The organism is Phenylobacterium sp. GW821-FHT12F10 (assembly GCF_058806695.1).
The window spans coordinates 1,441,921-1,467,810 of sequence record NZ_JBXAPY010000001.1 but is presented as its reverse complement, the minus strand read 5'-3'; the positions used below and the strand labels follow the sequence as shown (position 1 = coordinate 1,467,810).

Genomic DNA, 25,890 nt, shown 5'->3' with positions numbered 1-25,890 from the left:
CTTCATCAAGGCGAATGGGTCGCATCGCCCGAGGCTTGGCCATGGACGCCGGTTTGGGCGGCGGCGTGGCGGTCGTGATGGGCGATCACGGCGCGGGCGACGGCGGCCATCAGGTCCTGGCGCTCGGGCGTCGGCCGGCGGGTCTGGGCGATCATCACCGCCACCGCGTAGCTGTGGCCATCCGGGGCGGTCATGATCCCCACGTCGTTGAAGCCGGTGGCCACCGGCCCCATCACCTGGCCGGTCCCGGTCTTGTGGGCCAGCCGCCAGCCCGGGGCGAGACCGGCCGGCAGCCGGCTGGGTCCGGTCTCGGTCTCGGCCATGATGTCCAGCAGCAGGCCCGTCGAGGCCGGCGACAAGAGCTCGCCGCGGCGCAGGCGGGCCAGAGCGGTCACCAGGCCGACCGGGGTGGCGGCGTCATAGGGGTCCTGCAGGTACTCATCCAGGTTCACCGACCGGGCCTCGGGCGACAGGGTGTCGCGCTCGGTCCAGAAGGTGCGGTCGAAGGAGTATTCCGGCTTCCAGTCCAGGCCGGCGATCTGGGCCTGCATCACCTTCTCGGGCGGGCTGGCCCAGACCCCCTTGAGGCGATGGGAGTCGAGGATCGCCTGGACGGCGGCCTGGCCGCCGACATGGGCCACCAGCATGTCGTTGGCGGCGTTGTCGCTCTGGGCGATGGCGCCGAAGATCAGCTCGCGCACCGAGACCGGATAGCCGTTCGCCCCGACGAACTTGCGCAGCGGCTGGTGGAAGATGCTGAGGTCGTCCTTGCGGACCACCAGGGTGTCGGCCAGCGCCATCCTGCCCCGGTCCACGGCGTCCAGGGCCGCCAGCGCCACCCAAAGCTTGGAGACGCTCTGCTGGGGGAACTTGCTGTCGCCGTCGAAGGAGGCCGTCCAGCCCTCGTCGACATCGCGCACAGCGATGCCGACCCGCCCGTCGAAGCCACGCCCCAGAGCGATGATCGTCTTCGAGAGATCCGGCGCCTCGGTGGCCGCGACGGCCTGCTGCACGGTGCGCCCGGCCGGGAGGCGCTCGGCCGGCCGCCGCGCCTGGGGCCAGGCGAGCGCCAGGACCAGGGTCACCAGCGCCAGCGAAAAGCGCAGGCGGCGCCGGTCGTGCGTTTTTGCGGAGGCCCCCGACATGACGCAATCCTAGCACGAACCGCGCGCGCCTCACCCGTCCTCGCCCGTGGCGGGATGGCTTACTCCGGCACCGCCTCGATGATCACGAAGGCCTGGGCGTAGGGGTGGTCGTCGGTCAGCGACAGGTGGATCACCGGCCTGTGGCCGGCCGGGACCATCTTCTCCAGGCGGGCCAGGGCGCCGTTGGTGAGCGCCATGGTGGGCTGGCCCGAGCGCATGTTCACCACCCCCATGTCGCGCCAGAAGACCCCGGCGCGCATGCCGGTGCCCAGCGCCTTGGCGCAGGCCTCCTTGGCGGCGAAGCGCTTGGCGTAGCTCGACGCCTTGTCCGGTTTGCGCTCCGAGCGGGCGCGCTCGATCTCGGTGAAGATGCGGTGGGTGAAGCGATCGCCGAACCGCTCCAGGGTCGCGTGGACCCGGCGGATGTCCGACAGGTCCGAGCCGATCCCCAGGATCATGCCGCGCGCTCGGCGCGGGCTTCGTCCATCAGGGCGCGCATCCGCTGGATCGCCGGCGTCAGGCCCACAAAGATCGCCTCCCCGATCAGGAAGTGGCCGATGTTCAGTTCCATCACCTCAGCGATCGCGGCGACCGGCTTGACGCTCTCATAGTCCATGCCGTGGCCGGCATGGACCTCCAGGCCGATGCGGTGGGCCTCGGCGGCGGTGGCGCGCAGCTTCTCCAAGAGGAGCGGCGCCTCGGGCGAGCGGTCGCGGACCGCGTCGCAATAGGGGCCGGTGGTCAGCTCCACCACCTGGGCGCCGACGGACTTGGCGGCGGCCACCTGGTCCAGGTCGGCGTCCACGAAGCAGGAGACCCGGATCCCGGCTTCCACGAAGCGGCGCACGGTGGGGGTGATGGCGTTGTGGCCCTTGACCACGTCCAGGCCGCCCTCGGTGGTCACCTCTTCCCGGCGCTCGGGCACCAGGCAGGCGGCGTGGGGGACGTGGGCCAGGCAGATGGCCTCCATCTCGGCCGTGACCGCCATCTCGAAGTTCAGCGGGATGCCGCGCCGGCGGGTGATGGCGGCGAGCGCGTCCATGTCGGCGTCGGAGATATGCCGGCGGTCCTCGCGCAGGTGGGCGGTGATGCCGTCGGCGCCGGCGGCCATGGCCATCTCGGCGGCCCGCACCGGATCGGGATAGGTGGCGCCCCGGGCGTTCCGGATGGTGGCCACGTGGTCGATGTTCACGCCGAGGCGAAGACGGCTCATCCGTGCAGTCTCCGGCTGCCCGGGTCTTCCACCGGGATCGCCGCCAGCTCGGGCGGCAGCTGGTCGGCCGGATATGCCGGGACGTTGAGACGGGCGAGCGCCACGAAGGGCGCGCCCGGATCGGCCTTGCCGCCGGAGCGGTCGACGATGGCCGCGGCCACCACCACATTGCCGCCGGCCGCCTTGATGGCGTCGACGCATTCCCGGGAGGACAGGCCGGTGGAGACGATGTCCTCCACCATGGCGATGCGGGCGCCAGGCGGGATCGAGAAGGCGCGCCGCAGCTTGAAGGACCCGCCCTCGCGCTCGACATACATCGACGGCACCCCCAGGTGCCGCGCGGTCTCGTAGCCCGGAATGATGCCACCCACCGCCGGCGAAATGCACAGGTCCACCGGGCCCACGGCCTCGATGATCTTGGCCGCCAGCGCCTTGCACAGGCGCTCGGTGCGGTCGGGATACTGGAAGACGAGGTTCTTCTGCAGGAATGTCCCCGAATGCAGCCCGCTGGAGAGCACGAAGTGGCCCTCACGCAGGGCGCCCGACGCGCGGAATTCTTCCAGGACCTGTTCGGTGTTCATGAGAGCGCCTCCTTGACGCGGCTTAGCGAAACCACGTCAGGCTGTCATCTGGGATGGTGGTGGGAGAGACGCAATCCATGCTGAGCCGCGACATCCGCTTGACCACGGCCCGCCTGATCCTGCGTCCCACCGAACCCGGCGACGCCCGGCGCATGGCCCAGATCCAGTCCAACTGGAATGTCACCCGCATGCTGCGCCTGGCGCCCTGGCCCGCCACCGAGGCGGCCATGGACGCGTGGGCCGACCTGCACGGAAAGGAATGGGCCGCCGGCACGGCCTACCGCTTCGCCGTGCTCCTCGATGGGGTGATGATCGGCACGGCCGATATCGACGACATCTCCGGGACCTGTGGCGAGATCGGCTACTGGTTCGATGAACCCTATTGGGGCCAGGGCTACGCCCGCGAGGCCGCCGCGGCCCTGATGGACTTCGCCGTCGGGACCCTGGGGCTCAAGCGCATCGTCGCCGGGCACAATGCGGAGAACCCGGCCTCGGGCGCGGTGCTGAAGCGGCTGGGGTTCCACTTCGTCGAGGACACGATGAAGTTCTCCCGGCCCCAGGGCGTGGACGTCCCCTACCGGATGTACGCCTACGAGGCCTGAAGGACGGGCCGGCGCAGCATGGGCCAGAACATGTTCAGCGCCAGGCCCCCCAGCACCAGACCGGCCGCCGCCAGCTTCCAGCCCTGCATGGGCTCGCCCAGCAGGGCGGCCGAGGCCGCCATGCCGAACACCGGCACGAAGAAGGCGAGCGGGGAGATGGTGGCCGCCGGATACCGGGCCAGCAGCCAGCCCCAGGCGGCGTAGCCGAAGAGGGTGTTGCCCACCGACTGCCACAGCACCGCCGCCCAGGTGGCGGCGTCGGCGTGGGCGAGGCCCTGGATCATCCGCGGCGCGCCCTCGAACACCAGGGACAGGATCAGCAGGGGCGGAATGGAGAACAGGCTGGCCCAGACCACATAGGCCAACGAATTGACCCCCGGGGTCGAGCGCTGCACCAGGTTGCCCCCGGCCCAGCTCGCCGCGGCGATGAGGACCAAGCCCAGGCCGAGCGGCGTGGTGGAGCCGTCCGTGTGCCACAGGATCACCGCCAGGCCCCCGGTGGCCAGCAGCAGGGCCGCCACCTGGAACCGCTTCACCCGCTCGCCGGTCAACCACATCGACAAGCCGATGGTGAAGAAGACCTGGACCTGCACCACCAGGGAGGCCAGGCCCGGCGAGATGTCGTGCTGCATGGCCAGGTAGAGCATGCCGAACTGACCCAGGCCGATCAGCACCCCATAGGCCGCCAGGTTGCGCCACGGCACGGCGGGCCGCTTGAGGAAGAACACCGCCGGCAACAGGGCGAAGGTGAAGCGCAGGGTGGCGAAGGTGAGCGGCGGCAGATGGGCCAGCGCCACCTTGATCACCACGAAGTTGGTGCCCCACACCGCCACCACGGCCAGGGCCAGCAGGGCCGAACGCCAGGTCAGGGCGGTGGAGGTCATCAGATCGTCCTTGGAAGCAGGGCCTTGGGCCGGACTTAGGCGTCGTCGCCCCGAAAAGCTAGGCGCTCGCCCCAGCCGCCCTCCCCCCTCGCGGCAGAAAAACTGCGGGCCACGGGGATTGAACGGCGCGCCTGGACGTGACGAAATCCCGCCCAGAGGCGCACGCCAGGCGCCCGGGAGGACGAGAGCCATGCCCAACCTGCGCATCCGCCGCACCGCCGGCGCCCTGGGCGCCGAGATCTCCGGCGTCGACCTGTCCCAGGAGCTCAGCGACGAGCTTATCGCCGAGATTCGCCAGGCCTTCGTCGAGCACCAGGTGATCTTCTTCCGTGACCAGGCCCTGACGCCGGAGCGGCAGCTGGCCTTCGGCCGGCGGTTCGGCCCGCTGAACATCCACCCCTATGTCGCCGGCATGGCCGACCACCCCGAGGTGATGGAGATCATCAAGGAGCCGCAGGACCGGGTGAATTTCGGCGGCGGCTGGCATTCCGACATGAGCTTCCTGGAGCATCCCTCCATCGGCTCCATCCTCTATGCGGTGGAGCTGCCCGACTATGGCGGCGACACCCTGTTCGCCAGCCAGGCGGCGGCCTTCGAGGCCCTGACCCCCGGGCTGCGCGCCACCCTGGAGACTCTCAACGCGGTCCATTCGGCCGGCCGGGAATATTCCGCCAGCGGCCACTCGGCCCAGAAGCGCTCCTCCATGAACGTGGCCGAGGCCGAGGGGGCGACGGGCGAGTTCATTCACCCCGTGGTTCTTGTCCACCCGGAGACAGGGCGGAAAGCGCTCTATGTGAACCCGGCCTTCACGATGAAGATCGAGGGCTGGAGCACCAGGGAGTCCAAGGCCCTGCTGGACTTCCTGTTCGACCACTGCCGGAGCGAACGCTTCACCACCCGCTTCGCCTGGTCCCCGGGCTCCGTGGCCTTCTGGGACAACCGCTCGGTCTGGCACTATGCGCTGAATGACTATCCGGGCCAGCGGCGGCACATGCGGCGGGTGACGGTGGACGCCTGGCCCGGGGTCGAGGCCAAGGCCGGCGCCGGTCGCCTGGCCCACGCCCGATGAGGCTGTTCCAGACCTATTCCTCGCCCTTCCCCACCCGCGTTCGGCTGATGATCTACGCCAAGGACCTGGCCGTGGAGATCATCGAGCCCCCGGGCTTCCACTCCTCGGCGGAGTCCAAGGGCGACTACCTGCTGATCAATCCCATCGGCCGGGTCCCGGCCCTGGTGCTGGACGACGGCCGCGCCCTGCCAGAGTCCGAGGTGATCTGCGAATACCTGGAGGAGGCCTATCCCCTCCCCGCCACCCAGCCGGCCGACGCCTGGGGCCGAGCCCAGATGCGGCTGCTCTCCCGCATCTGCGACTTCTACGTGGTCATGGCCATGGTCCCGCTGTTCAGCTTCTCCGCGCGCTCGCGCAAACACTGGGACCCGGTCGCCATCCGGACGGCCACGGACAAGGTAGCCGAGGCCCTGGGCTTCCTGGAGGAATACATCGGGCCCGAGGGCTATGCCGTGGGCTCGAGCCTGACCCAAGCCGACGGCGCCATCGCCCCGCAGCTGGTCCTGGCCTGCGAGTGGATTCCGGGCCTGTTCGGAACCCCCGATCCCCTGGAGGACCTGCCGAAGCTGGCGGCCTACTGGCGGGCGATCCAGACCGATCCCATCGCCAGGCGGCTGATCGCCGAGACTCGCGACGCCATCGCCCAGGAACAGGCCGCCGCCAAGGCCATGGCGAGCGCCGCGCGCGCCGCAACCTGAGCGATCAGGCGGTCCCGAGCCTGACCGCGGAATGGGCAGAGGACCGTCCGCCTGCTGAATGCGTCGCCAGGGTTGGGCCAATAGTCGCCCGCCGACTTCTGTAGATTGACGCCGATCCGCCGGCTCTGTCTCCTGCCCTGGCAAGAGGACGGGGCGGGCATCGTCCAACCACAAAGTATTCACGCGTCACCAACGCTGAGGATCACTCGTATTCCGCGAGCGCCTCGGTGCGGAAGATCGATGACTCAGCGCCGTTGTCTTTGAAGACACCGTCAAGAATTGAGCATCAACGACCCATGGAGGAGTCCAGGCCGGCATTTCCAATCATCCGTAACGGGGGATAGACGGCATGAAAGCGTATCTGACAGCGGCCAGCCTGCTGGTTCTGGGCCTGGCGGCCACACCGGCCTTCGCGCAGAAGGCCACCGAGGTGGACGAGGTCATCGTCACCGGCACCCGGGCCACCTCGCGCACGGTCACCACCAGCCTGGCGCCCATCGATGTCCTGTCCTCCGCCGAGCTGGCCAAGAGCGGCAAGCAGTCCACCCGCGACCTGATCTCCACCCTGGTGCCCTCGGCCAACACCTCCAACTCCGGGGCCGGGGCCAGCTTCGCCATCAAGACGGTGTCCCTGCGGGGCCTGTCGGCCGACCAGACCCTGGTGCTGGTGAACGGCAAGCGGCGGCACAACACCGCCATCCTGTTCGTGAACGGCACCACCCAGAACGGCCAGTCGCCGCCCGACCTGGACCTGATCCCCTCCTCGGCCATCGAGCGCATCGAGGTGCTGCGGGACGGCGCCTCGGCCCAGTACGGTTCCGACGCCCTGGCCGGCGTCATCAACATCATCCTGAAGACCAACGACTCCGGCGGCGGCTTCAACGCCCTGGTGGGCGCCACCGGCCAGGGAGACGGCAAGACCGCCCAGGCCTCGGCCAATATGGGCTTCGCCTTCGGGGACGGCGGCTTCCTGAGCGTGACCCTGGACGCCAAGACCCAGAACAGCACCGATCGCGGCGAGCTGACCCCCAACACCACCCAGCTCTACTTCGCGCCGGCGCCCGGCACCCTGGACCCGCGCGAGAGCACGCTCAGCCGCCACACCAGCCACCCGGGCTCGCCGCAGCTCCAGCTCTACTCGGCGGGCTACAGCGCCGGCCTGCCGGTCGGCGACCACCTGAAGCTCTATTCCTTCGGCACCATCTCCAGCCGCGACACCGCCGCCTGGCTGACCTTCCGCAACCCCAATTCCCTCAACAACAACACCGCGGTCTATCCCGACGGCTACTCGCCGCGCCTGTTCCTGGAGGACCGCGACTACCAGATCGCCGCCGGCGCCAAGGGCGACGACCTGCTGGGCTTCAACTGGGACCTGTCCACCACCTTCAGCCGCAACGAGGTGGGCTATTACGAGAACTCGCTGAACGCCTCCATGGGCCCGGCCAGCCCCAGCTTCTTCTATCTGGGGACCCTGGCCTTCGAGGAGTGGACCACCAACTTCGATCTGACCCGCGAGTTCGAGACCGGCCTCTTCGCCGCGCCGCTGTTCGCCGCCGGCGGCCTGGAATACCGCAAGGACGAGTTCAGCATCGAGGCCGGCGAGCTGGCCTCCTACGTCAACGGGAACTACCGCGCCCCGGCGGGCACGCCGCTGGCCGGCCAGGTGACCTCCGGCGGGTCGCAGGGCGTGACCGGCTTCCCGCCCTTCTCGGCCGGGACCTTCACCCGCAACAACACCAGCGCCTATCTGAACTTCGAACAGAAGATCACCGACAACTGGGAAGTCTCCCTGGCCGGCCGCTACGAGAGCTATTCGGACTTCGGCGAGGCCAAGACCGCCAAGTTCTCCACGCGATTTGAGCCCTGGGACGGGTTCGCGATCCGCGGCACCGCCTCCACCGGCTTCCGCGCGCCGTCGCTGCAGCAGCAGCACTACGGCTCCTCCAGCACCATCGGGGTCTCGTTCCCCACCGGGACGGTTCTCTACCCCGTCCAGCTCCTGCCGCCGGACAACCCCGCGGCCATCGCGCTAGGCGCCAAGCCCCTGGAGCCGGAAACCTCCACCAACTACTCCATCGGCCTGGTGGCTCAGCCCCTGCCGCGCATGAACGTGACGCTGGATGTCTACCAGATCCAGATCAAGGACCGGATCATGCAGAGCGGGACGCTGGGGCCCAACGCGACGGTCTCCGCCGCCCTGGCCAGCCAGGGGCTCAACCCGCAGCAGGCGGTCTTCTATTACGCCAACGCCGCCGACACGACGACCAAGGGCGTCGACTTCGTGGCCGACTACCGCACCGATTTCGACGGCTGGGGTTCGGTGAAGTGGACCTTCGCGGCCAACTACAACAAGAGCGAGTTCGACCGCATCACCCCGCCGCCGCCGGCCCTGGCCGCCGCCGGACTGGTGCTGATCGATCGGGTGAAGATCGGCGACTTCACCGTCGGCACGCCCCGCGACAAACAGGTGGTCTCGGCCGACTGGACCGTGGGCGGCTTCGAAGCGGTCCTGCGCATCACCCGCTTCGGCGAGGTGATCCAGCGCACCGCCAACCCGGTGAACGACGAAACCCTGGCGCCCCAGGGCATCGTCGACCTCGATCTCAGCTACGACGTCACCGACAACGTGCGGGTCTCCATCGGCGCCAACAACCTGCTCAACGAGTACCCGGACATCACCAAGGTAGCCAACCGGGGCACGCCGCAGTTCGCCTACTACAATCAGTACTCGCCATACGGCATCAGCGGCGGCTTCTATTACGCCAAGATGGCGGTCACCTTCTAAGACGTCCGGTCCGGGCGGCGGTTTTCTTCAAGGCGGAGAGCATCATGGACGACGGGCGTGGCGGCGGCGTGGATCGCCGTCGATTGCTTTCCCTGGGCGGGACGGTCCTGGCCGTCTCGTCCGTCCCGGCCACGGGGGCGGTCGCCAAGCCCGTCGTCGCTCCCCCGACCCCCGGCCCGCAATATGTCACGGTGGTGGAGGGCACCAATATCGCCGTCACCGCCGCCCCGAACGGCAAGGCGGTGGCCTTCGACCTGTTCGGGGTGATCTGGACCGTGCCGGTCGAGGGCGGGGCGGCGACGCGCCTCACCGACGATCTCACCGACGGGGCCCAGCCCGACTGGTCGCCGGATTCGCGCAGCCTGGTCTTCCAGTCCTATCGGGACGGCAATTTCCACCTCTGGACGGTCGCCGCCGACGGGACCGACCTCAAGCAGCTCACCAGGGGACCCTTCGACTGCCGCGAGCCCCGCTGGTCGCCGGACGGCAAGGCGATCGCCTTCGCCTCGGACACCACCGGCCCCTACGCGATCCACGTCCTCGACCTGGCCACCGGCGCCATCCGGCTGTGGGCGCAGGCCAAGGGCCAGGCCTGCGAACCCTGCTGGTCGCCGGACGGGACCAGGATCGCCTTCGCCGTCGACCGGTCCCGCATCGAGGTGGTGGACGCCGCCGGCAAGGCGGCGACCGCGGCCACCCTCAAGGCCTCGGCCGACCGGATGAACCCGACCGAGCTGCACAGCCCCAGCTTCACCCCGGACGGCAAGGACATCGTCTACCACGTCATCGAGTCCGGGGTCGCCGAACTGCGCGGCGCGGGCGGCGCCCTGGTGAAGGGCGAGGACATCTTCCCCTTCCGCCCCACCTGGCTGCCGGGCGGCGACCTGGTCTATGCGGCCGACGGCAAGATCAAGCGGCGCGGGCCCGGCGGGGCCAAGACCATCGCGTTCTCCCTCGCCGTCCCGGTCAGCACTCCGCGCTACGTCAAGAAGACCCGGGACTACGATTCCACCCGCCCAAAGCCGGTGGTGGGCATAGGCAGCCCCGCCCTGTCGCCGGACGGAACCCAGGTCGCCTTCCGCGCTCTCAACGATCTCTGGCTCCTGCCCGCCGACGGCGGAAAGCCCGCGGCCCTCATCAAGGACAGCTTCTGGAAATGCGACCCCGCCTGGTCGCCGGACGGCAAGCTCCTGGCCTACTCCACCGACCGCGCGGGCAAGCTGGACATCTGGGTCCGGGACCTGGCCACGGGCGCCGACCGTCAGGTGACCCGGCACGCCGGCGCCGCGCTGTCGGCCGCCTGGTCCAAGGACGGTAAGCAGATCGCCTTCCTCGACCAGACCGGCTCCCTGCACACCGTCGATGTGGCCACCGGCGCCATCAAGCAGCGGTTCGGGGCCATCTGGGAACCCGGCAAGCCGAGCTGGAGCCTCGACGGCAAGACCATCGCGCTGGCCGCCTTCAAACCCTACAACGCCCGCTTCCGCGAGGGTCTCAGCGAGATCATGACCGTCGACGTCGCCACCGGCGCGGCGACCTACCAGCCTCACGCGCCGCACAAGTCCCTGGGCACGCGGGGCGACGATGGCCCGGTCTGGTCACCGGACGGCAAGACCCTGGCCTATGTCTTCGCCAGCCGCCTGTGGACGGTGGAGGTGGACGCCGTGGGCAGGTTCACCAGCGCCCCCAAGGTCCTGAACGACGAGGTCAGCGACGCCCCCACCTGGAGCGGGGATTCCAGCCAGCTCCTCTACCTGTCGGGCGGCAAGCTGCGGCTGATCCCGGCCGCCGGCGGCGCGCCCAGGACCATCAAGCTCGCCCTCACCTGGGCCAACGCCAAGCCGCAGGGCCGCACCGTGGTGCGCGCCGGACGGCTGTGGGACGGAACCGGTCCGGACCTGGCGCGGGACCGGGACATCGTGGTGGAGGGCAATCGTATCGCCGCGGTCCTCCCCGCCGGCCAGGGCCCCACCGACGCCCGGCTGATCGACGCCCGCGACGCCACGGTGATCCCGGGCCTGGTGGAGATGCACGCCCACCGCCAGATGCAGGGATACGGCTATGGCGACCGCGAGGGCCGGCTGTGGCTGGCCCTGGGGGTCACCACCACCCGCTCGCCGGGCTCGCCCGCCTATCACATGGTGGAGGACCGGGAATCCCTCGACGCCGGCGCCCGGGTCGGGCCGCGCTACTTCTCCACCGGCGAGGCCATCGACGGCTCGCGCATCTACTACAACTTCATGCGGCCGGTGACCGAGCCGGGCCAGATGAAGCTGGAGCTGGATCGGGTCGAGGCGCTCGGCTACGACCTCATCAAGTCTTATGTGCGCCTGCCCCTGGCCGCCAGCCGCGAGCTGACCCAATGGGCCCATGCGCGGGGTCTGCCCGTCACCTCCCACTACCACTATCCGGCGCTGAGCTTCGGCCTGGACGGCATGGAGCACATCGGGGCCACCAGCCGGTTCGGCTATTCGCGGACCACCAGCGCCATGGGGGTCAGCTACCAGGACGTCACCGCCCTCTTCGTCCAGAGCGGGGCGCGGCGCACCCCCACCCTGTTCTCGGCCTCGGCCATGTATGGCCAGGACCGCTCCCTGGTGGACGACGCCCGCACCAAGGCCCTCTATCCGCCGTGGGAATACGCCCGACTGCTGGAGCGGGCCGAACAGGCCGCGGCCGGCGATCCCTCGGTGGCGCTGGCCTCCCTGGCCCACAATGTCGAGCACCTGCGCGATATCCTGCGCAGCGGCGGACGGGTGGTGACCGGGACCGATTCTCCCATCGATTTCAACGGCGTCAGCCTGCACATGAACCTGCGCGCCATGGTGAGGTACGGCCTGACCCCCTTCGAGGCCCTCACCACCGCGACCCGGTTCTCCGGTGAGTTCCTGGAGCAGCCCCTGGGCACGCTGACCGTCGGCGCCCTGGCCGACCTGGTGGTGACCGAGGGCAATCCCCTGGTCCGCATCGAGGACGCCGCGGCCGTGCGGCAGGTGATGAAGAACGGCGAGGTCTTCGACATCGCCGGCTTGATCGCCCCGTTCAAGGATGTCGCCCACGCCGACGCGACGCCGGTCAAGCCCTTCGCGGCCCGCAGGGGCGGCCAATGGTGGCACGAGGCGGCCTACGTGGAATCCGGCCGCGCCGCCTGCTGCGTCGACCCCTTCTGCGCGGTGCAACAGAACGGGCGCCGGCGGTTCGTGGCGGTCGAGGTCTAGCCTTTTCCCCGCTCCACCGTCTCGATGGACGGGTTGGCGCGCAGGGCGGCGCCGATGTGGGTCAGGTGGCGGGCGTCCTTCACCTCGACATCGAAGTCGACGTCGAAGAAGTCGGCGTGGCGGCGGTGCATGCGCAGGTTGACGATATTGCCGCCGGCCTCGCCGATCACCGTGCAGGCCTGCCCCAGCACGCCGGGCGCATTGCGGATGGTGGCGGTCAGGCGCGAGAGGGTGACGGTGTTGCGCTCGGCCTCCGGCGTCCACTGCAGGTCGCGCCAGAGCTCTTCCTTGTCCTCATATTCCGCCAACTTGGCGCAATCGATGGTGTGGACCGTCAGGCCGCCGCCATCGGGCTCGATGATGCCGACGATGCGGTCGCCGGGCACCGGGGTGCAGCATTGGCCAAAGTGCAGGGAGACGCCGGGGGTCAGGCCGCCGCCGCGCACATAGAGCCTAGCGGCCTTGCCGCCCTCGATCCGGCGCACGGCGGTGGCCGCCTCGCGGTCGGAGGCCTTGAGGCCGGGGAAGATCACGTCCAGCACCTGGGTGGGCGAGATGCGGCCGCGGCCGACGATCTCGAACAGGTCGTCCTCAGCGGCGACGGCGAAGCGTTCCAGGGCGGGCTTCAGGGAGACGTCCTTGCGGGCCTTGCCGGCGCGCTCGAAGGTCTGGTCCACCGTGGCGCGGCCCAGCCTTGTGAACTCTTCCTTCTCCGTCTGCCGGATGTGGCGGCGGATGGCCGAGCGGGCCCGGCCCGTGACGGTCAGGGAGCGCCAGTCGGGGGGCACCACGGGCTTGGCGCCGCGGATGACCTCGACCACATCCCCGTTCTGAAGAGTCGTCCGTAAGGGCTTGAGTTCGCCGTTGATCTTCACGCCGATGCAGGTGTCGCCAACGTCGGTGTGGACGGCATAGGCGAAGTCGAGGGGCATGGCCCCGCGGGGCAGGCTGACCAGCTTGCCCTTCGGCGTGAAGACGAAGGCCTGGTCGAGGTACATCTCGAGCTTGGCGTGCTCCACCAGCTCCTCGACATCGCCCCCATGTTCCAGCACCTGGACCAGGTGGCGCAGGTTGAGCAGCGGGTCGCGGCCCCCGGCGTCGGCCTGGGCCTCGGCGTCGAAGCCGTAGGACTTGTCCTTGTAGCGCCAGTGAGCGGCCACGCCCTCCTCGGCCACCCGGTCCATGGCCTCGGTGCGGATCTGCATCTCGATGCGCATGCCCTTGGGCCCCACCACCGTGGTGTGGATCGAGCGGTAGTTGTTGCGCTTGGGCGTCGAGATGAAGTCCTTGAACCGCTCGGGGACGCTGGGCCAGGCGCGGTGGATGACCCCCAGCGCCCGGTAGCAGTCCTCCTCGGAGTCCACGATCACCCGGAAGGCGTAGATGTCGGAGAGCTGGGAGAAGCCGATCGACTTGCGCTGCAGCTTTCGCCAGATCGAATAGGGGTTCTTCTCGCGGCCGAAGACCCGGGCCGTCAGGCCGCCGGCCTCAAGCTTCGAGGCGATCTCGCCCGAAACCACCGCCACGGCGCCGCCCTGCTCGATGCGCAGGGCCTCAAGCCGGCGGCCGATGGCGTCGCGGGCCACCGGGTTCAGGTGCTCGAAGGCCAGCTCCTCCAGCTCCGAACAGATGCGGTGACAGCCGATGGAGCGGGCGAGCGGGGCGTAGATGTCCAGGGTCTCGCGGGCGATCCGCTCGCGCTTGGCCGGGCTCTTGATATAGTGCAGCGTCCGCATGTTGTGCAGGCGGTCGGCCAGCTTGACCATCAGGACGCGGACATCCTTGGAGATGGCCAGGATGAACTTGCGCAGGTTCTCGGCCTGCTTGGTGTGCTCGCTGTTGAGCTCCAGCTTGGTGAGCTTGGTGACGCCCTCCACCAGCTCGCTGATCTCCGAGCCGAACAGGTCGGTGATGTCCTGGGCGCTGACCGGGGTGTCCTCGATCACGTCGTGCAGCAGGGCCGTGACGATGGTCGCGGTGTCCAGCCGGTAGTCGGTGAGGATGCCCGCCACCTCGATGGGGTGGGCGAAATAGGGGTCTCCGGAGGCGCGCTTCTGCGAGCCATGCATGCGCATGGCGTAGACATAGGCGCGGTTCAGGATCGCCTCGTCGGCGGTCGGGTCGTAGGAGCGGACCTTCTCGATCAGCTCATACTGGCGGAGCATGCGTGGCGGCCGAGACGGACTCGGCGGCGCGATCTTCTGGTCGGCGGCGGTGTCAGGCGCCGCCGTAAGCGTGAGGGGTTCTGCGCCTTCCGGGCTCAGTACCGCTCCTCCTGACCGCCGTCACGGTCGCTCTGCAGGGCGCGGACCAGTTCCAGCTCGCTCATCTGCATGTGGGTCGGATCGGCCAGCAGGGCGAGGGTTTCAGCCTCTTCCTCGGCCTCGGAGCGCTCATCGACCCGCTGCAGGGTCCCGATCAGGGTCTCGCGCAGCTCCTCGGCGTCCACCACGTCATCGGCGATCTCCCGCAGGGAGACGACCGGATTCTTGTCGTTGTCGCGATCGACCAGGATGGCCGAGCCGGCCGAAATGGCGCGGGCCCGGTGGGCCGCCAGCAGCACGAGGCTGAAGCGGTTCGGAACTCGTTCGATGCAATCTTCGACGGTGACGCGGGCCATGGAATCCTCAAGTCGGGGGTAGAACCGAACAAAATAGAGGGTTTGAGCTCATTGTGCAACGCCGCAACGGCGCCAATCGGGGGCCGGCTTGACGTGAATGGTCGCAGGCGACCAAGTTGACCCCAATAGTCAAGCTTGGAGCGGTCATATGGACAGGTGGCTCTTACGGCTCGGCATCGCCGCGCCGGTCCTCTATTTCGGCGCCGTGATCGTCGGATCCCTCTTCTATCCCGGCTACAGCCACGTCACCCAGTACGCCAGCGAACTGGGCTCGGCCTCGGCGGCCCGACCCGAGATCTTCAACGACGGAATCATCGCCGCCGGGGTCTGCGCGGTCCTCGCCGGCCTGGGGTTCGCCCTGGTGCTGCGGGCCCTGTCGAAGGGCTGGATCTTCTCGAGTCTCGCGGGGCTGAGCATCAGCCTCTGGGGCGCCTCGATGATCATGGGCGGCATGTTCCCCATGCCCGACGAGCGGCACGGCGGCTTTGGCCTGGGCATGGCGATCCAGGTCGCGCCCCTGCTGGTCTTCCTGGCCCTCACGGGCCGGGCCCAGATGACCGGCCTGAAGACCTTCCTGCTGCTGGTTCTGATCGCCTCGGGCGCCCTGTTCGCCATCATGATGGGGGTCGGGGGCCTGGTTCACCGCGCCGACGTGGGCCTCTGGCAGCGGGCCTACGCGCTGAGCAGCATTCCGTGGATCGCGGTGGCCGCCGTCTGCCTCGATCAGGCCATGGGCCGCAGGCGCGCCGCGGCGGCCTGAACCGGCCGCGCATCCAGGCCGACGGTGGCGCGGGCGGCCAGGTCGCGCGCCGTCGCTCCCAGGGTGGGATGACGCCAGTCCGGGGCGATCTCCGCAAGCGGCCCCATGACGAACAACCGCTCGTGGGCGCGGGGATGCGGCAGGGTCAGTTCCTGCTGCGCCAGCACAGCTTGACCATGGGCGATGAGGTCCAGATCGAGGGTCCGGGGCGCGTTTTTCTCGCTCCGGACGCGACCGAAGGTCGCCTCGATTGAAAAAAGGGTATGCAGAGCTTCCAGGGGGCTAAGCTTCGTCTCGACAAGCGCGACGCCGTTGCGATACTCGTTGACGGTCGGGTCCGGCCAGGCGGCAGAGCTCCACCAGGACGACCGGGCGACCACAGGCAATCCCGCCTGGGCGAAACGAGCGAGCGCCGCCTCCAGAAGAGCTTCGGACGAACCATAGTCGCCGGCCATATTACCGCCCAGCGCGACGATGACAGCCCCGTCCAGGTCCATGCGCCCCCCGCCCCCTATTTGGATTTCCGATCCCAATGACATTTTATCCCACGGACAGGCTGGCGCTCTTCATTGACGGCGCGAACCTGTATTCGGCCGCCAAGGGGCTCGGCTTCGATATCGACTATCGCAAGCTGCTGGAAGAGTTCCGCAAGCGCGGAATCCTGGTGCGCGCCTATTACTACACCGCGCTGGTGGAGGATCAGGAGTATTCGCCGATCCGTCCCCTGGTGGACTGGCTGGACTATAACGGCTTCCGCCTGGTGACGAAGCCGGCCCGGGAATACACCGACGCCCAGGGGCGCAAGCGCTGGCGCGGCGACATGGATGTCGAGATCGCCGTCGACATGCTCGAAATGGCCGCCCACGCCGACCACCTGCTGCTGTTCTCCGGCGACGGCGACTTCCGCTGCCTGGTGGAGGCTGTCCAGCGCAAGGGCGCGCGGGTGACCGTGGTCTCCACCGTGAAGTCCCAGCCGCCGATGGCCAGCGACGATCTGCGCCGCCAGGCCGACTGCTTCATCGACCTGGCCGACCTGGCCGACATCATCGGCCGGCCCTCGCGCCTGCCCCGCTTCATCCAGGAAAGCCGCACCGGGGCCGACCGCGAGGCGGACGCCGAGGCCTGATGTCCGTCGCGACCGCCGTGGCCGAGCCGCCACGGGACTGCCCGCTCTGCCCGCGCCTGGTGGCCTATCGGGCGGCCAACCGCGCCGACCATCCCGACTGGTGGAACGGCCCGGCCCCCTCCTTTGGCGACGAGACCGCGCGCCTGCTGGTGGCGGGCCTGGCGCCCGGCCGCACCGGCGCCAACCGCACGGGACGGCCCTTCACCGGCGATGGGGCCGGGGTCATGCTCTACGAGACCCTGCTGAAGACCGGCTTCGCCCGGGGGGTCTATGAGGCGCGGCCCGACGACGGGCTGGAGCTGGTGGACTGCATGATCACCAACGCCGTCCGCTGCGCCCCGCCCGGCAACAAGCCCGAGACCAGCGAGGAGGCGACCTGCCGGCCCTTCCTCAGCGCGCGCCTGGGGGCCCTGCCCCGGCTCAAGGTCATCATCACCCTGGGCGACGTATCCCGGCGCAATGTGCTCAAGGCGATCGGCCTGAAGGCCTCGGCCGGGCCGCCCGGCCACGGGACGGAGTTCCAGGCCGGGCCCTATGTGATCCTCAACAGCTACCACTGCTCGCGGCTCAATACGAACACCGGCCGGCTGACGGGCGAGATGTTCGAGGCGGTGTTCCGGCGCGCCAGGGCGTTGATCGAGAGCTAGGGAGGGCGGCCATGGCGCCGATCAAGGGAAGCTGCCTCTGCGGCGCGGTGACCTTCGAGATCACCGGAAGGCCCCTCCATCTGACCTATTGCCACTGCGACCGCTGCCGGAAGGCCTCGGGCCTGTCCTCGGCGGTGGTGATGGTGAAGGCCGCCGACTTCCGGCTGCTCACCGGCGCCGACCAGATCCGCACCTATGAGCCGCCCGCGCCGTGGATCCACAAGCGCTGCTTCTGCGGGATCTGCGGGTCTTCCCTGGGCGAGCCGCTCGGCGGCCACGAGGTCTTTCCGATCGCCGCCTCCGCCCTGGACGACGACCCCGGGATCCGGCCCGTGCTGCACATGAACGTGGCGTCCAAGCCCGACTGGCATGGGATCGGCGACGGGGTGAAGCAGATCCCGGGAAACTACGGCGAGTAGCTAGCTCGGCCGGCTCCAGTAGAAGTAGCGCCAGGCCTGCTCGAACCCGGCCCGGCGGTAGAGCGACCGCGCCGGGGCGTTCTTCTCCTCCACCTGCAGGAAGGCGCGCTCGACGCCGCGCTCGCGCGCCGCGTTGGCCAGGCCCGCCAGCACCCGCCCCGCCAGGCCCTCGCCTCGCCGGCTCAGATCGGTGCGCATGCCGTGGAAGCTGGCCCAGCCGTGGCCCAGGGTTCCGCAGCCCACGGCCACCGTGCGTTCGCCGTCCCGCACCATCCCGAAGCGGGCGCCGGCCGAGCGGCTGAGCGCCTTGACCCGGCAGGCGCCGTCGACGGGATCGAACCCCTCCCCCAGGAACACCGCCGCCCAGGCCTCGTCGGGTCGCTCGGCCACCTCGGCGGGGGGACGGTCGGTGACGGCGGCGACCGCGGCGAGCGGCGCGGTCTTCACCAGGGTCGGCTGCTCGGAGACATAGCCGCGGCGGGTCAGCTCGGCGCGGACGGCCTCCAGGCCGGGACCGTCGGCGATCCGGAAGGCCGGGGTCAGCCCGCGGCCGGCATAGGCGGCCTCGATGCGGTCGAACACCTCCGGGTCGGCGGAAAGATCATGGCGCAGGGGCACGGCGCTGGCGGCGCGGCGGATGGAGCCGGGGTCCAGGCCCAGCAGCCAGCCTTCGATCTCCAGCAGCTCCTCGGGCGCCACGGCGGCCAGGGTGGCGCGCTCGATGGCCTCGATCTGGGCCGCCTCGATCATCAGCCCCGGTCGCGCATCAGGCGGGCCTTGTCGCGCTGCCAGTCGCGGTCGGCGGTGGCCTGCCGCTTGTCGTGGGTCTGCTTGCCCTTGGCGAGCGCGATCTCCAGCTTGGCCAGGCCCTTGTCGTTCCAATAGAGCTTGGTGGGGACGAGGGTGCGGCCCTCGCGCTGGACCGCGCCGATCAGCTTGTCGATCTGCTTCTTGTGCAGCAGAAGTTTCCGGTGCCGGCGCGGCTCATGGTTGAAACGGTTGGCCTGGCCGTAGGGCGGGATGTCGGCGTTGATCAGCACGATGTCCCGGCCTTCGACCGAGGCGTAGGATTCGGCGATATTGGCCCGGCCCTGGCGCAGGGATTTCACTTCGCTGCCGGTCAGCATCAGGCCCGCCTCGAAGGTTTCCTCGAGGAAGTAGTCGTACCGCGCGCGGCGGTTCTCGGCGATGAGCTTGCCGGCCATCAGATCAGGCCGGTGTCCCGCAAGGCGGCCAGGACCTCGTGGCGGGCGGTTTCCGAGCACGGCGCGATGGGCAGGCGGACGTGGTCCTCGCAGAGGCCGAGGTGGCCGAGCGCGAACTTGGTGGGCGATGGCGAGGCGTCGGAGAACAGCGCCTTGTGCAGGCCGATCAGCCGGTCCTGCCAGTAGAGGGCCGTCTTCCAGTCCTCCCCCAGGGCGGCGTTGTAGAAGGCCGCGCAGAGGTCGGGCGCGACATTGGAGGTGACCGAGATGCAGCCGTGGCCGCCGTGGGCCATGTAGCCCAGGGCCGTCAGGTCGTCGCCCGACAGCATCACCCAGTCCAGGCCGCAGAGCAGGCGCTGCATGGTGGCCCGGGTCATGTCGCCGGTGGCGTCCTTGACGCCGACGATATTGGGCAGCTTCGACAGCCGCCCCAGGGTGGCGTCGGAGATGTCGACGCTGGTGCGCGTGGGCACGTTGTAGACCAGGACCGGAAGCTGAACCGCCTCGTTGATCGCCGCATAGTGGGCGTAGAGGCCCTCCTGGCTGGGGCGGTTGTAATAGGGGGTCACCACCAGGGCGCCGTCGGCCCCGACGGTCTTGGCGTGGCGCACCAGCTCGATGGCCTCGGCGGTGGAATTGGAGCCCGCCCCGGCGATCACCGGCACACGCCCCGCGGCGGTGGCGACGCACAGCTCCACAACCCGACGGTGTTCGTCATGGCTCAGCGTGGCGGTTTCGCCTGTGGTGCCGACGGGCACCAGGCCGTGGACGCCACCCGCGATCTGGCGCTCGACGAGGGCGACAAACGCCGGCTCATCGATCGCGCCCTCGCGGAAGGGCGTCACGAGGGCCGGGATGACGCCCTTGAACAAAGGTTCGGACATGGTCTGCAAAAAGCCGTGAAAGCGAGGCCAGTTGTTGCGGCCTCAAGATTTGGCCGGACAATATGGCGGCCAGGCCCTAAGCCGCAACCAACTCGTTCCGTATTTCGCACGACCCGGAGTAATTCGTTTTGCCGTCACAGGCCCGCAAGGCAATCCTCACCGCCGCCGCCGCCGTTCTGCTGTCCGGTGTCGCCGAGGCGCAACAGCCGCCGGCCAACGGTCCCCGTCCCTATGAGGGGCCCCCGCCCCCGATCGAGCTGACCCAGACCCAGCCGATCGCCTATCGCGGCTCCCTCTCGGACGCCGACGGCGCGGCCCTGCGCAGCGCCCTGGAGTCGGCCAAGCGGGCCGACGTCACCGGCGCCCGGTCGGCGATCGCCATGATCAATGATCCGATCGCCAAGAAGATCGCCACCTGGGCGCTCGCCGATTCCGCCGCCGATTCCCTCAGCTTCTTCGAGATCGACCAGGCCAGGCGCGACCTGGCCGGCTGGCCGCGATCCTCCCGCCGCCAGGTGGCGGCCGAGAAGCTGCTGGAAACCTCCGGCCAGAGCCCGCAGCGGATCATCGACTGGTTCGGCGGCGCCGAGCCGGTGACCGCCGAGGGCGCCATCGCGCTGGCCTCGGCCTATCGCGCCACCGGCAAGTCGAAAGAGGCCGCCAGCCTGATCCGCCACTTCTGGCGCGATCGCCTGTTCGAGGCCGATCCGCAGCGCTCGATGCTGGCCCGCTTCGGCGATGTGCTGACCGTGGACGACCATGTCCGCCGCGCCGACGTCATCCTGTTCGGCTCCCAGGGGCCCGCCGCGCGCGACATGATCCCGCTGCTGCCGGCCGACCAGGCCCAACTCGCCCAGGCGCGCATGGCCCTGCGCCAGAACTCCCCCAGCGCCAACGCCCTGGTGAACGCCCTGCCCGCCAGCGTCAGCAACTCGCCCGGCCTGGCCTTCGAACGCGCCGCCTATATGCGCCGCCGCGGGATGGACCAGATCGCGCTGGGCCTGGTGAAGAGCTTCCCGACGGACATCCCGTTCACCGAGATGGGCGAGCGGATCTGGGACGAGCGCTACCAGCTGGTGATCTCGTCGCTGCGCAATGGCGACTCTCTGGGCGCCTACAAGGCGGCCGCCGACACCGGCCTCACCCAGGGCACGGACGCCACCGAGGCGGAGTTCTACGCCGGCTGGATCGCGCTGACCCGGCTCAAGCGCCCCGAGGACGCCGACCGCCACTTCGCCGCCATCGAGAGGATCGGCTCCTCGCCCATCACCCGCGCCCGCGCCCTCTACTGGCGGGGCCGGGCCGCCCAGGACCGCGGCCAGCAGGATCGCGCCCAGGGCTATTATGGGGCGGCGGCCAAGTACAACACGACCTTCTACGGCCAGCTGGCCGGCGAGAAGATCGGCTACGGGAAGATCACCCTCGGCCGCGACCCGATCATCACCCAGGCCGACCGCAACCGTTTCGAGGGTCGCGAGACCGTGCGCGCCGCCCGGCTGCTCTACGAGATCGGGAACAAGGACCTGTTCAAGACCTTCGTCCTGACCCTGGACGACATCCTGCCCACCGCCGAGGAAGAGGCCCTGTTGGTGGACCTGGCCCGGGGCTATGGCGATATCGACACCTCCATGAAGGTGGTCCGCGCCGCCGCCCAGCGCGGCTTCATCCTGCCCGAGCGGGGCTATCCCATCCGCTCGGCGCCCGACGTCCCCGGCGCCCCCGAACCCGCCCTGGTCCTGGGCATCACCCGCCAGGAAAGCGGCTTCGACCCGATGATCCGGTCGGGCGCGGGCGCGCGCGGCATGATGCAGCTCATGCCCGGCACCGCCTCGGTGGTGGCCCGTCGGATGGGGGTGAGCTACTCGCCCGGCATGCTGGACGATCCCGACTACAACATGCGCCTGGGTTCCAGCTATCTGGGCCAGATGGTGGGGACCTTCTCCGGCTCCTACCCCATGGCCATCGCGGCCTATAACGCCGGCCCCGGACGTCCCACCCAGTGGTCGGCCTTCTGCGGCGACCCGCGCGGGGCGGCCACCGATCCCATCGACTTCATCGAGTGCATCCCGTTCTCCGAGACCCGCAACTACGTGATGCGGGTGATGGAGGGGATGCAGGTCTACCGCGCCCGCCTGAACGGCGGGACCGCGCCCATCACCCTGTCCCAGGACCTGAAGCGCGGCGCCTATGGCACGGGGTACACGCCCTCCACCCCTATGGTGGAGACCCAGAACACAAGCCCGAGCGCGGCGGCCGGGGGTATGCGGCCCATTCCAAACTAACAGCCGGCGGCGCTCAGGCCTCGTTGACCCAGGCCTCGATCAGCGGCGCGATCAGGTCCAGGTCCTCATAGAGGTGATCGCCGCCGGGGATCGCCACCGCCGTGCAGCGCGGGTGGCGCGCCACGATCTCCGCGAGCGGCGCGTAGGCGCCGTTGAAGTCCTCCGCCTGCTGGACGAACAGGGTGGGAATGGCGTCGCAGTGCGCCTCCAGCAGGGGGATGCGCTGTTCGGCGACCAGGCGGTTCAGCGGCGTGGCGATGAAGACGCAGGCGGTGGGTGAAAAGCCGTGGCGGGCCGCCGCCAGCATGGTGATCAGGGTTCCGATGGACTTGGCGACCACCAGGTCGGCCGAGAGCAGGCCCACGGCGGCGGCCTCCGGAAGCAGGTCGGGGTCCGTCCAGTCTGTGTCCCAGAAGGCGTGGCGGCGGATCTCCGTCTCGATCTGGCCCACCTCCAGGCGGGCGAGCAGGGCCTGCATCTGCCCCAGGGTGGCCGGCTCGCGTCCAGGCAGGCCCAGCAGCTTCACGATCGCGCCCTGCGCGCCGCCAGGGTCAGGCCGGCGGAGGTGGCCTCCAGGGCGCCCTCCAGGCCGAACACCCGGCGCAGGACCGGCGGCGTGAGGGCATCGGCCGGCGGGCCATCGGCGACGATGCGGCCCGAGCCCACCACCACCAGCCGGTCGCAGGTCCGGGCCGCCAAGCCCAAGTCGTGCAGGGTCAGGACCACGGCGGCGCCGCGGGCGGCCTCCTCGCGGAACAGCTCCAGGGCCAGGAGCTGGGCGTCGGGATCGAGCCCCGCGGCCGGCTCGTCGGCCACCAGCAGCGGCGCGGCGGTGACCAGCAGGCGGGCCAGCAGCACCCGCGCCCGTTCGCCGCCGGAGAGATCGAGCACGCCGCGCTCCGCGAGGTTGGAGAGCCCCACCCGTTCCAGGGCCCTAAGGGCGGCGGCGTGGGCCAGGGCGGGCGGTTTGCCGGCCGCCCCCAGGCTGGCGATCCGCCAGGCCGGCAGGTTCCAGCCGACGCGCCGCTCCTGGGGCAGGTAGCCCGCCAGGGCCGCGCGGCTCGCCTCGTCCAGGCCGGTGATGTCGCGCCCCGCCAGTTCGGCGCGGCCGGTCGCGAGCCTGGCCAGGCCGAGCGCCGCCCTCAGCAGGGTGGTCTTACCCGCGCCATTCGGGCCCACGACTCCCACGACCTCGCGGGGTTTAACCTCCAGACTGGCGTGCGCCAGCACCTCGGCTTCGCCCCGGCGAACCGTGGCGTCGTGCAGGGACAGGGCCGCGGTCATGCGCGCCAGCTCCGCGCGGCGCGCCAGGCGATCAGGGCGAACAGCGGCGCGCCGAACAGGGCGGTGACCACCCCAAGCTTCAGTTCCTGGTCGGTGGGGATCATCCGCGCGGCGACGTCGGCGGCCACCAGCAGGGCGGCGCCGGCCAGGGCCGAGGGAGTCAGGGTCCTGCCTGGATCGGCGCCCGCGCCGGCCCGCACCAGGTGCGGCGCGGCCAGGCCCACGAAGCCGATGATCCCCGCCATCGCCACGGCGGCCCCGGTCAGCAGGGCCGCCCCCGCCACGGCGGCGGCGCGCAGGCGGCCCATGGGCAGGCCCGACAGCGCGGCGGTCTCCTCCCCCAGGGTCAGCATCACCAGGCCGCGCGCGGCGTAGACGCAGAGTCCCGCGCCGGCGGCCATGGGGAGGATCTCGCGGGCGATGTCGTTCCAGCCGCGGTTGGCCACCGAGCCCATCAGCCAGGACAGGATCTCGGCCGTGGTCACCGGCGAGGGCGAGAGGTTGAAGATCAGGGCGGTCAAGGCCCCGGCGAAGGCCGAGAGCGCCACGCCGAACAGGATCAGGGTCTCGGGCTCGCGGAAGCGCGCGGCGAGCGCGGTGAGCAGCAGGCCGGTGGCGAGCGCCGCCATCAGGGCCGCGACCTCCGTGCCCCCCGGCGTGGCGGCCAGGCCGAGCGCGATGGCCAGGGCTGCGCCAAGGCCGGCGCCGGCGGAGACGCCCAGCACCCCGGGATCGGCCAGGGGATTGCGCAGCAGGCCCTGCATCACCGCCCCGGCGAGGCCAAGCGCGCCCCCCACCACGGCGGCGGCCACGGCGCGCGGCGCGCGGATGGTCCAGAGGATCTCGCCGGCGGCGGAGGCGGGGTCGACGAAGGCCTGGGCGTACTGGGCGCCGCTCAGCGGCGTCTCCCCCAGCAGCAGGCCCAGCGCCAGCAGGCCAAGCAGGATCAAGACCAGCAGGAGGTTGAGCCTCAGGCCGCTCATCGCGGCGCCCTGGCGGCCAGGATCTCCACCGCCTCGGCGGCCGAGGGGTCTGGACAGCCGAGCAGGCCGCCGGGCAGGCTGGCCACCGTGCGCCGGGCGGCCAGCCGCTGCATCACCGGATGACGACCCATCCCCCAGTGGTTGTTGGCCAGCATGAAGCTGTCGAAGAAGCCCAGCACCACCGCCCGCGGCGGCTTCAGGGCCAGTTGCTCCAGGGAGACCGGCTGGTAGCCGGGACCCGGCGGCGTCGGGGTGAGGCCGGCGGACTGCAGAATCTGATGCACCAAGGTCCCCTGCCCGCCGGTGAAGCCGCCCGGGGTGATATAGAGGGCCGTGGCCCCGCGCCAGGCCCCGGCGGACCGGGCCAGGCGCGCGTCCATGCGGGCGATCACCGCCTCGCCCCGCGGCCCGCGGTCCAGGGCGGCGGCGACGCGGCGGACATTGGCCCGCACGCCGTCGAAGTCGGAGGCGTCCTCTATGGTCACGACGCGCACCCCGCGCTGTTCAAGCTGGGTCACGAACCGCGGATCCCCACCCCAGTAGCGGACGACGAGTTGGGGCCGGGCGGCCAGGGCCGATTCCAGGGTGGTGCGGCGCAGGGGGAGGCCCCTGGCCAGGGCGCGCAGGCGGGAATCCGGATCGTCGGCCCGCGTGGAGAGACCAACGATGGACTCCCGGGGGCTGAGCGCCAGGACGAACTGGTCGGCGCACTGGTCCAGGGAAAGAACCCGAGGCGCGGCCTGGGCTTGGCCCGCCAGGGCCAGACCGACCAGGGATGCGACGATCAGTCGACGACGAGACCGTTCATCAGACCGTCCAGGGTGACCTCGATCAGCTCCTCGGTGGGGGCCCAGTCGAAGTTCGGACGGCTGATCAGCAGGGCCACCACGCCATGGCAGGCCGCCCAGAGGGCCTGGGCGGCGCTGTCGGCCGTGCCGGTCCGCAGGCGGCCCTCGGCCGCGATCTCGCGCACCGCGCCGCTGAAGATGTCGTAGCATCGCGCGCTCATGTCCGCCGTGCCGTCATGCCAGATGGGCGATACGGGATGAACGCCGGCGAACACAAGCAGATAGGCGTTCGGGTGCTCGAAACCCCAGCGCATATAGGAGTCGAGCATCAGCTTGACGCGGGTGGCGGCGTCCAGCGGCTTGGCGGCGATGGCGGCGTTGCGCTCCAGGAGCTGGATGATGGTCCGCTCGCAGATCTCCAGCAGGATGCCGCCCTTGTCGGGGAAGTGCATGTAGAGGGCGGTGGAAGAGACGCCGACCTCGTCGGCGATCTTGCGGATGGTGGCGCCCTCATAGCCCTCGGCCACGAAGATTCGCTCCGCGGCCGCCAGGATTTCTTCACGCCGCAGGTGGCCGTCACCCTTGGGTTTGCGGGCCGAACGCCGAGTGGTCAGTGCCGTGGTCGTCACGGGAATCCTTCCGTCAACCGAACTGCTTGCAGCGGAAACCAAAAGCCCAGCCCGCGCAAGTCAGACCT

At 70.1% G+C, this 25,890-nt stretch carries 26 protein-coding genes; 10 read left to right on the top strand and 16 right to left on the bottom strand.

Going from position 1 to position 25,890, the window contains the following annotated elements:
• Nucleotides 1–5 precede the first annotated feature (5 nt).
• Genes AC1RN5_RS07375 through pyrE form a run of 4 tightly spaced genes read right to left on the bottom strand, consistent with a single transcriptional unit; the run spans nucleotide 6 to nucleotide 2,939 of the window.
• Nucleotides 6–1,145, bottom strand: coding sequence for a serine hydrolase (locus AC1RN5_RS07375; RefSeq protein ID WP_493040585.1), 1,140 nt, complete (start codon nucleotides 1,143–1,145; stop codon nucleotides 6–8).
• A 59-nt stretch (nucleotides 1,146–1,204) separates the two neighbouring features.
• A complete protein-coding gene (gene acpS, locus AC1RN5_RS07370; protein ID WP_493040584.1) occupies nucleotides 1,205–1,603 on the bottom strand; it encodes a holo-ACP synthase in 399 nt (132 codons plus the stop codon).
• On the bottom strand, nucleotides 1,600–2,358 hold the full coding sequence (locus AC1RN5_RS07365; RefSeq protein WP_493040583.1) for a pyridoxine 5'-phosphate synthase: 759 nt from the start codon (nucleotides 2,356–2,358) through the stop codon (nucleotides 1,600–1,602). The genes acpS and AC1RN5_RS07365 overlap by 4 nt, the downstream gene beginning before the upstream one ends.
• On the bottom strand, nucleotides 2,355–2,939 hold the full coding sequence (gene pyrE, locus AC1RN5_RS07360; RefSeq protein WP_421931614.1) for an orotate phosphoribosyltransferase: 585 nt from the start codon (nucleotides 2,937–2,939) through the stop codon (nucleotides 2,355–2,357). The genes AC1RN5_RS07365 and pyrE overlap by 4 nt, the downstream gene beginning before the upstream one ends.
• 77 nt (nucleotides 2,940–3,016) lie before the next feature.
• Here pyrE and AC1RN5_RS07355 point away from each other — a divergent pair, with 77 nt between their 5' ends.
• A complete protein-coding gene (locus tag AC1RN5_RS07355) occupies nucleotides 3,017–3,541 on the top strand; it encodes a GNAT family N-acetyltransferase (protein ID WP_493040582.1) in 525 nt (174 codons plus the stop codon).
• On the opposite strand, the gene AC1RN5_RS07350 is transcribed toward AC1RN5_RS07355, so the two are convergent.
• Nucleotides 3,529–4,425, bottom strand: coding sequence for an EamA family transporter (locus AC1RN5_RS07350; RefSeq protein WP_493040581.1), 897 nt, complete (start codon nucleotides 4,423–4,425; stop codon nucleotides 3,529–3,531). The two genes, AC1RN5_RS07355 and AC1RN5_RS07350, sit on opposite strands and share 13 nt — an antisense overlap.
• Nucleotides 4,426–4,615: 190 nt before the next feature.
• Between AC1RN5_RS07350 and AC1RN5_RS07345 the strand changes: the two genes are divergently transcribed.
• From AC1RN5_RS07345 to AC1RN5_RS07330, 4 genes are all read left to right on the top strand, one after another.
• Nucleotides 4,616–5,494, top strand: coding sequence for a TauD/TfdA dioxygenase family protein (locus AC1RN5_RS07345; RefSeq protein ID WP_493040580.1), 879 nt, complete (start codon nucleotides 4,616–4,618; stop codon nucleotides 5,492–5,494).
• Entirely contained in the window at nucleotides 5,491–6,192 is a 702-nt protein-coding gene (locus AC1RN5_RS07340) for a glutathione S-transferase family protein (protein WP_493040579.1), read from the top strand. Before AC1RN5_RS07345 ends, AC1RN5_RS07340 begins: the two co-directional genes overlap by 4 nt.
• A 349-nt stretch (nucleotides 6,193–6,541) precedes the next feature.
• Nucleotides 6,542–8,977, top strand: a complete 2,436-nt coding sequence (locus tag AC1RN5_RS07335; RefSeq protein WP_493040578.1) for a TonB-dependent receptor plug domain-containing protein — start codon at nucleotides 6,542–6,544, stop codon at nucleotides 8,975–8,977.
• Nucleotides 8,978–9,021: 44 nt separating this feature from the next.
• Nucleotides 9,022–12,195 (top strand): amidohydrolase family protein, encoded by a 3,174-nt coding sequence (locus tag AC1RN5_RS07330; protein ID WP_493040577.1) that lies wholly within the window; start codon nucleotides 9,022–9,024, stop codon nucleotides 12,193–12,195.
• Here AC1RN5_RS07330 and AC1RN5_RS07325 read toward each other — a convergent pair.
• Nucleotides 12,192–14,360 carry a RelA/SpoT family protein gene (locus AC1RN5_RS07325; RefSeq protein WP_493040576.1) on the bottom strand — a complete coding sequence of 723 codons (2,169 nt, stop codon included), beginning with the start codon at nucleotides 14,358–14,360 and terminating at the stop codon, nucleotides 12,192–12,194. The two genes, AC1RN5_RS07330 and AC1RN5_RS07325, sit on opposite strands and share 4 nt — an antisense overlap.
• Nucleotides 14,361–14,455: 95 nt before the next feature.
• Nucleotides 14,456–14,815: a DNA-directed RNA polymerase subunit omega gene (rpoZ, locus tag AC1RN5_RS07320; protein WP_215340105.1), complete on the bottom strand. Its 360-nt coding sequence runs from the start codon at nucleotides 14,813–14,815 to the stop codon at nucleotides 14,456–14,458.
• Between the two features lie 148 nt (nucleotides 14,816–14,963).
• Here rpoZ and AC1RN5_RS07315 point away from each other — a divergent pair, with 148 nt between their 5' ends.
• Nucleotides 14,964–15,575: a DUF998 domain-containing protein gene (locus tag AC1RN5_RS07315; RefSeq protein WP_493040575.1), complete on the top strand. Its 612-nt coding sequence runs from the start codon at nucleotides 14,964–14,966 to the stop codon at nucleotides 15,573–15,575.
• Here AC1RN5_RS07315 and folK read toward each other — a convergent pair.
• Complete coding sequence (folK, locus tag AC1RN5_RS07310; RefSeq protein ID WP_493040574.1) at nucleotides 15,539–16,072, bottom strand: 2-amino-4-hydroxy-6-hydroxymethyldihydropteridine diphosphokinase; 534 nt, start codon at nucleotides 16,070–16,072, stop codon at nucleotides 15,539–15,541. The genes AC1RN5_RS07315 and folK overlap by 37 nt on opposite strands.
• A gap of 35 nt (nucleotides 16,073–16,107) precedes the next feature.
• On the opposite strand from folK, the gene AC1RN5_RS07305 reads away from it, so the two are divergent.
• From AC1RN5_RS07305 to AC1RN5_RS07295, 3 genes are read left to right on the top strand one after another with little or no spacing between them, the layout of a single operon-like run.
• Nucleotides 16,108–16,701, top strand: a complete 594-nt coding sequence (locus tag AC1RN5_RS07305) for a LabA-like NYN domain-containing protein (RefSeq protein ID WP_304697449.1) — start codon at nucleotides 16,108–16,110, stop codon at nucleotides 16,699–16,701.
• Nucleotides 16,701–17,348, top strand: coding sequence for a uracil-DNA glycosylase (locus tag AC1RN5_RS07300; protein ID WP_493040573.1), 648 nt, complete (start codon nucleotides 16,701–16,703; stop codon nucleotides 17,346–17,348). The genes AC1RN5_RS07305 and AC1RN5_RS07300 overlap by 1 nt, the downstream gene beginning before the upstream one ends.
• 11 nt (nucleotides 17,349–17,359) lie before the next feature.
• Nucleotides 17,360–17,767, top strand: a complete 408-nt coding sequence (locus AC1RN5_RS07295; RefSeq protein WP_493040572.1) for a GFA family protein — start codon at nucleotides 17,360–17,362, stop codon at nucleotides 17,765–17,767.
• Here the strand turns inward: AC1RN5_RS07295 and AC1RN5_RS07290 are convergent, their stop codons facing one another.
• From AC1RN5_RS07290 to dapA, 3 genes are read right to left on the bottom strand one after another with little or no spacing between them, the layout of a single operon-like run.
• Nucleotides 17,768–18,517 carry a GNAT family N-acetyltransferase gene (locus AC1RN5_RS07290; RefSeq protein ID WP_493040571.1) on the bottom strand — a complete coding sequence of 250 codons (750 nt, stop codon included), beginning with the start codon at nucleotides 18,515–18,517 and terminating at the stop codon, nucleotides 17,768–17,770.
• Nucleotides 18,517–18,972 carry an SsrA-binding protein SmpB gene (gene smpB, locus AC1RN5_RS07285; protein WP_493040570.1) on the bottom strand — a complete coding sequence of 152 codons (456 nt, stop codon included), beginning with the start codon at nucleotides 18,970–18,972 and terminating at the stop codon, nucleotides 18,517–18,519. The genes AC1RN5_RS07290 and smpB overlap by 1 nt, the downstream gene beginning before the upstream one ends.
• A complete protein-coding gene (gene dapA, locus AC1RN5_RS07280) occupies nucleotides 18,972–19,856 on the bottom strand; it encodes a 4-hydroxy-tetrahydrodipicolinate synthase (RefSeq protein ID WP_493040569.1) in 885 nt (294 codons plus the stop codon). Before dapA ends, smpB begins: the two co-directional genes overlap by 1 nt.
• A 128-nt stretch (nucleotides 19,857–19,984) precedes the next feature.
• Between dapA and AC1RN5_RS07275 the strand changes: the two genes are divergently transcribed.
• On the top strand, nucleotides 19,985–22,138 hold the full coding sequence (locus AC1RN5_RS07275) for a lytic transglycosylase domain-containing protein (protein ID WP_493040568.1): 2,154 nt from the start codon (nucleotides 19,985–19,987) through the stop codon (nucleotides 22,136–22,138).
• Between the two features lie 13 nt (nucleotides 22,139–22,151).
• Here the strand turns inward: AC1RN5_RS07275 and AC1RN5_RS07270 are convergent, their stop codons facing one another.
• The 5 genes from AC1RN5_RS07270 to AC1RN5_RS07250 all read right to left on the bottom strand — a co-directional run bounded on the left by AC1RN5_RS07270 (nucleotide 22,152) and on the right by AC1RN5_RS07250 (nucleotide 25,822).
• Nucleotides 22,152–22,664 carry an alpha/beta fold hydrolase gene (locus AC1RN5_RS07270; RefSeq protein WP_493040567.1) on the bottom strand — a complete coding sequence of 171 codons (513 nt, stop codon included), beginning with the start codon at nucleotides 22,662–22,664 and terminating at the stop codon, nucleotides 22,152–22,154.
• Nucleotides 22,661–23,422, bottom strand: a complete 762-nt coding sequence (locus tag AC1RN5_RS07265; RefSeq protein ID WP_493040566.1) for an ABC transporter ATP-binding protein — start codon at nucleotides 23,420–23,422, stop codon at nucleotides 22,661–22,663. Before AC1RN5_RS07265 ends, AC1RN5_RS07270 begins: the two co-directional genes overlap by 4 nt.
• Entirely contained in the window at nucleotides 23,419–24,405 is a 987-nt protein-coding gene (locus AC1RN5_RS07260) for a FecCD family ABC transporter permease (RefSeq protein WP_493040565.1), read from the bottom strand. The genes AC1RN5_RS07265 and AC1RN5_RS07260 overlap by 4 nt, the downstream gene beginning before the upstream one ends.
• Nucleotides 24,402–25,124: an ABC transporter substrate-binding protein gene (locus AC1RN5_RS07255; RefSeq protein WP_493041476.1), complete on the bottom strand. Its 723-nt coding sequence runs from the start codon at nucleotides 25,122–25,124 to the stop codon at nucleotides 24,402–24,404. Before AC1RN5_RS07255 ends, AC1RN5_RS07260 begins: the two co-directional genes overlap by 4 nt.
• Before the next feature lie 65 nt (nucleotides 25,125–25,189).
• On the bottom strand, nucleotides 25,190–25,822 hold the full coding sequence (locus AC1RN5_RS07250; protein WP_493040564.1) for a TetR/AcrR family transcriptional regulator: 633 nt from the start codon (nucleotides 25,820–25,822) through the stop codon (nucleotides 25,190–25,192).
• Between the last annotated feature and the right edge of the window lie 68 nt (nucleotides 25,823–25,890).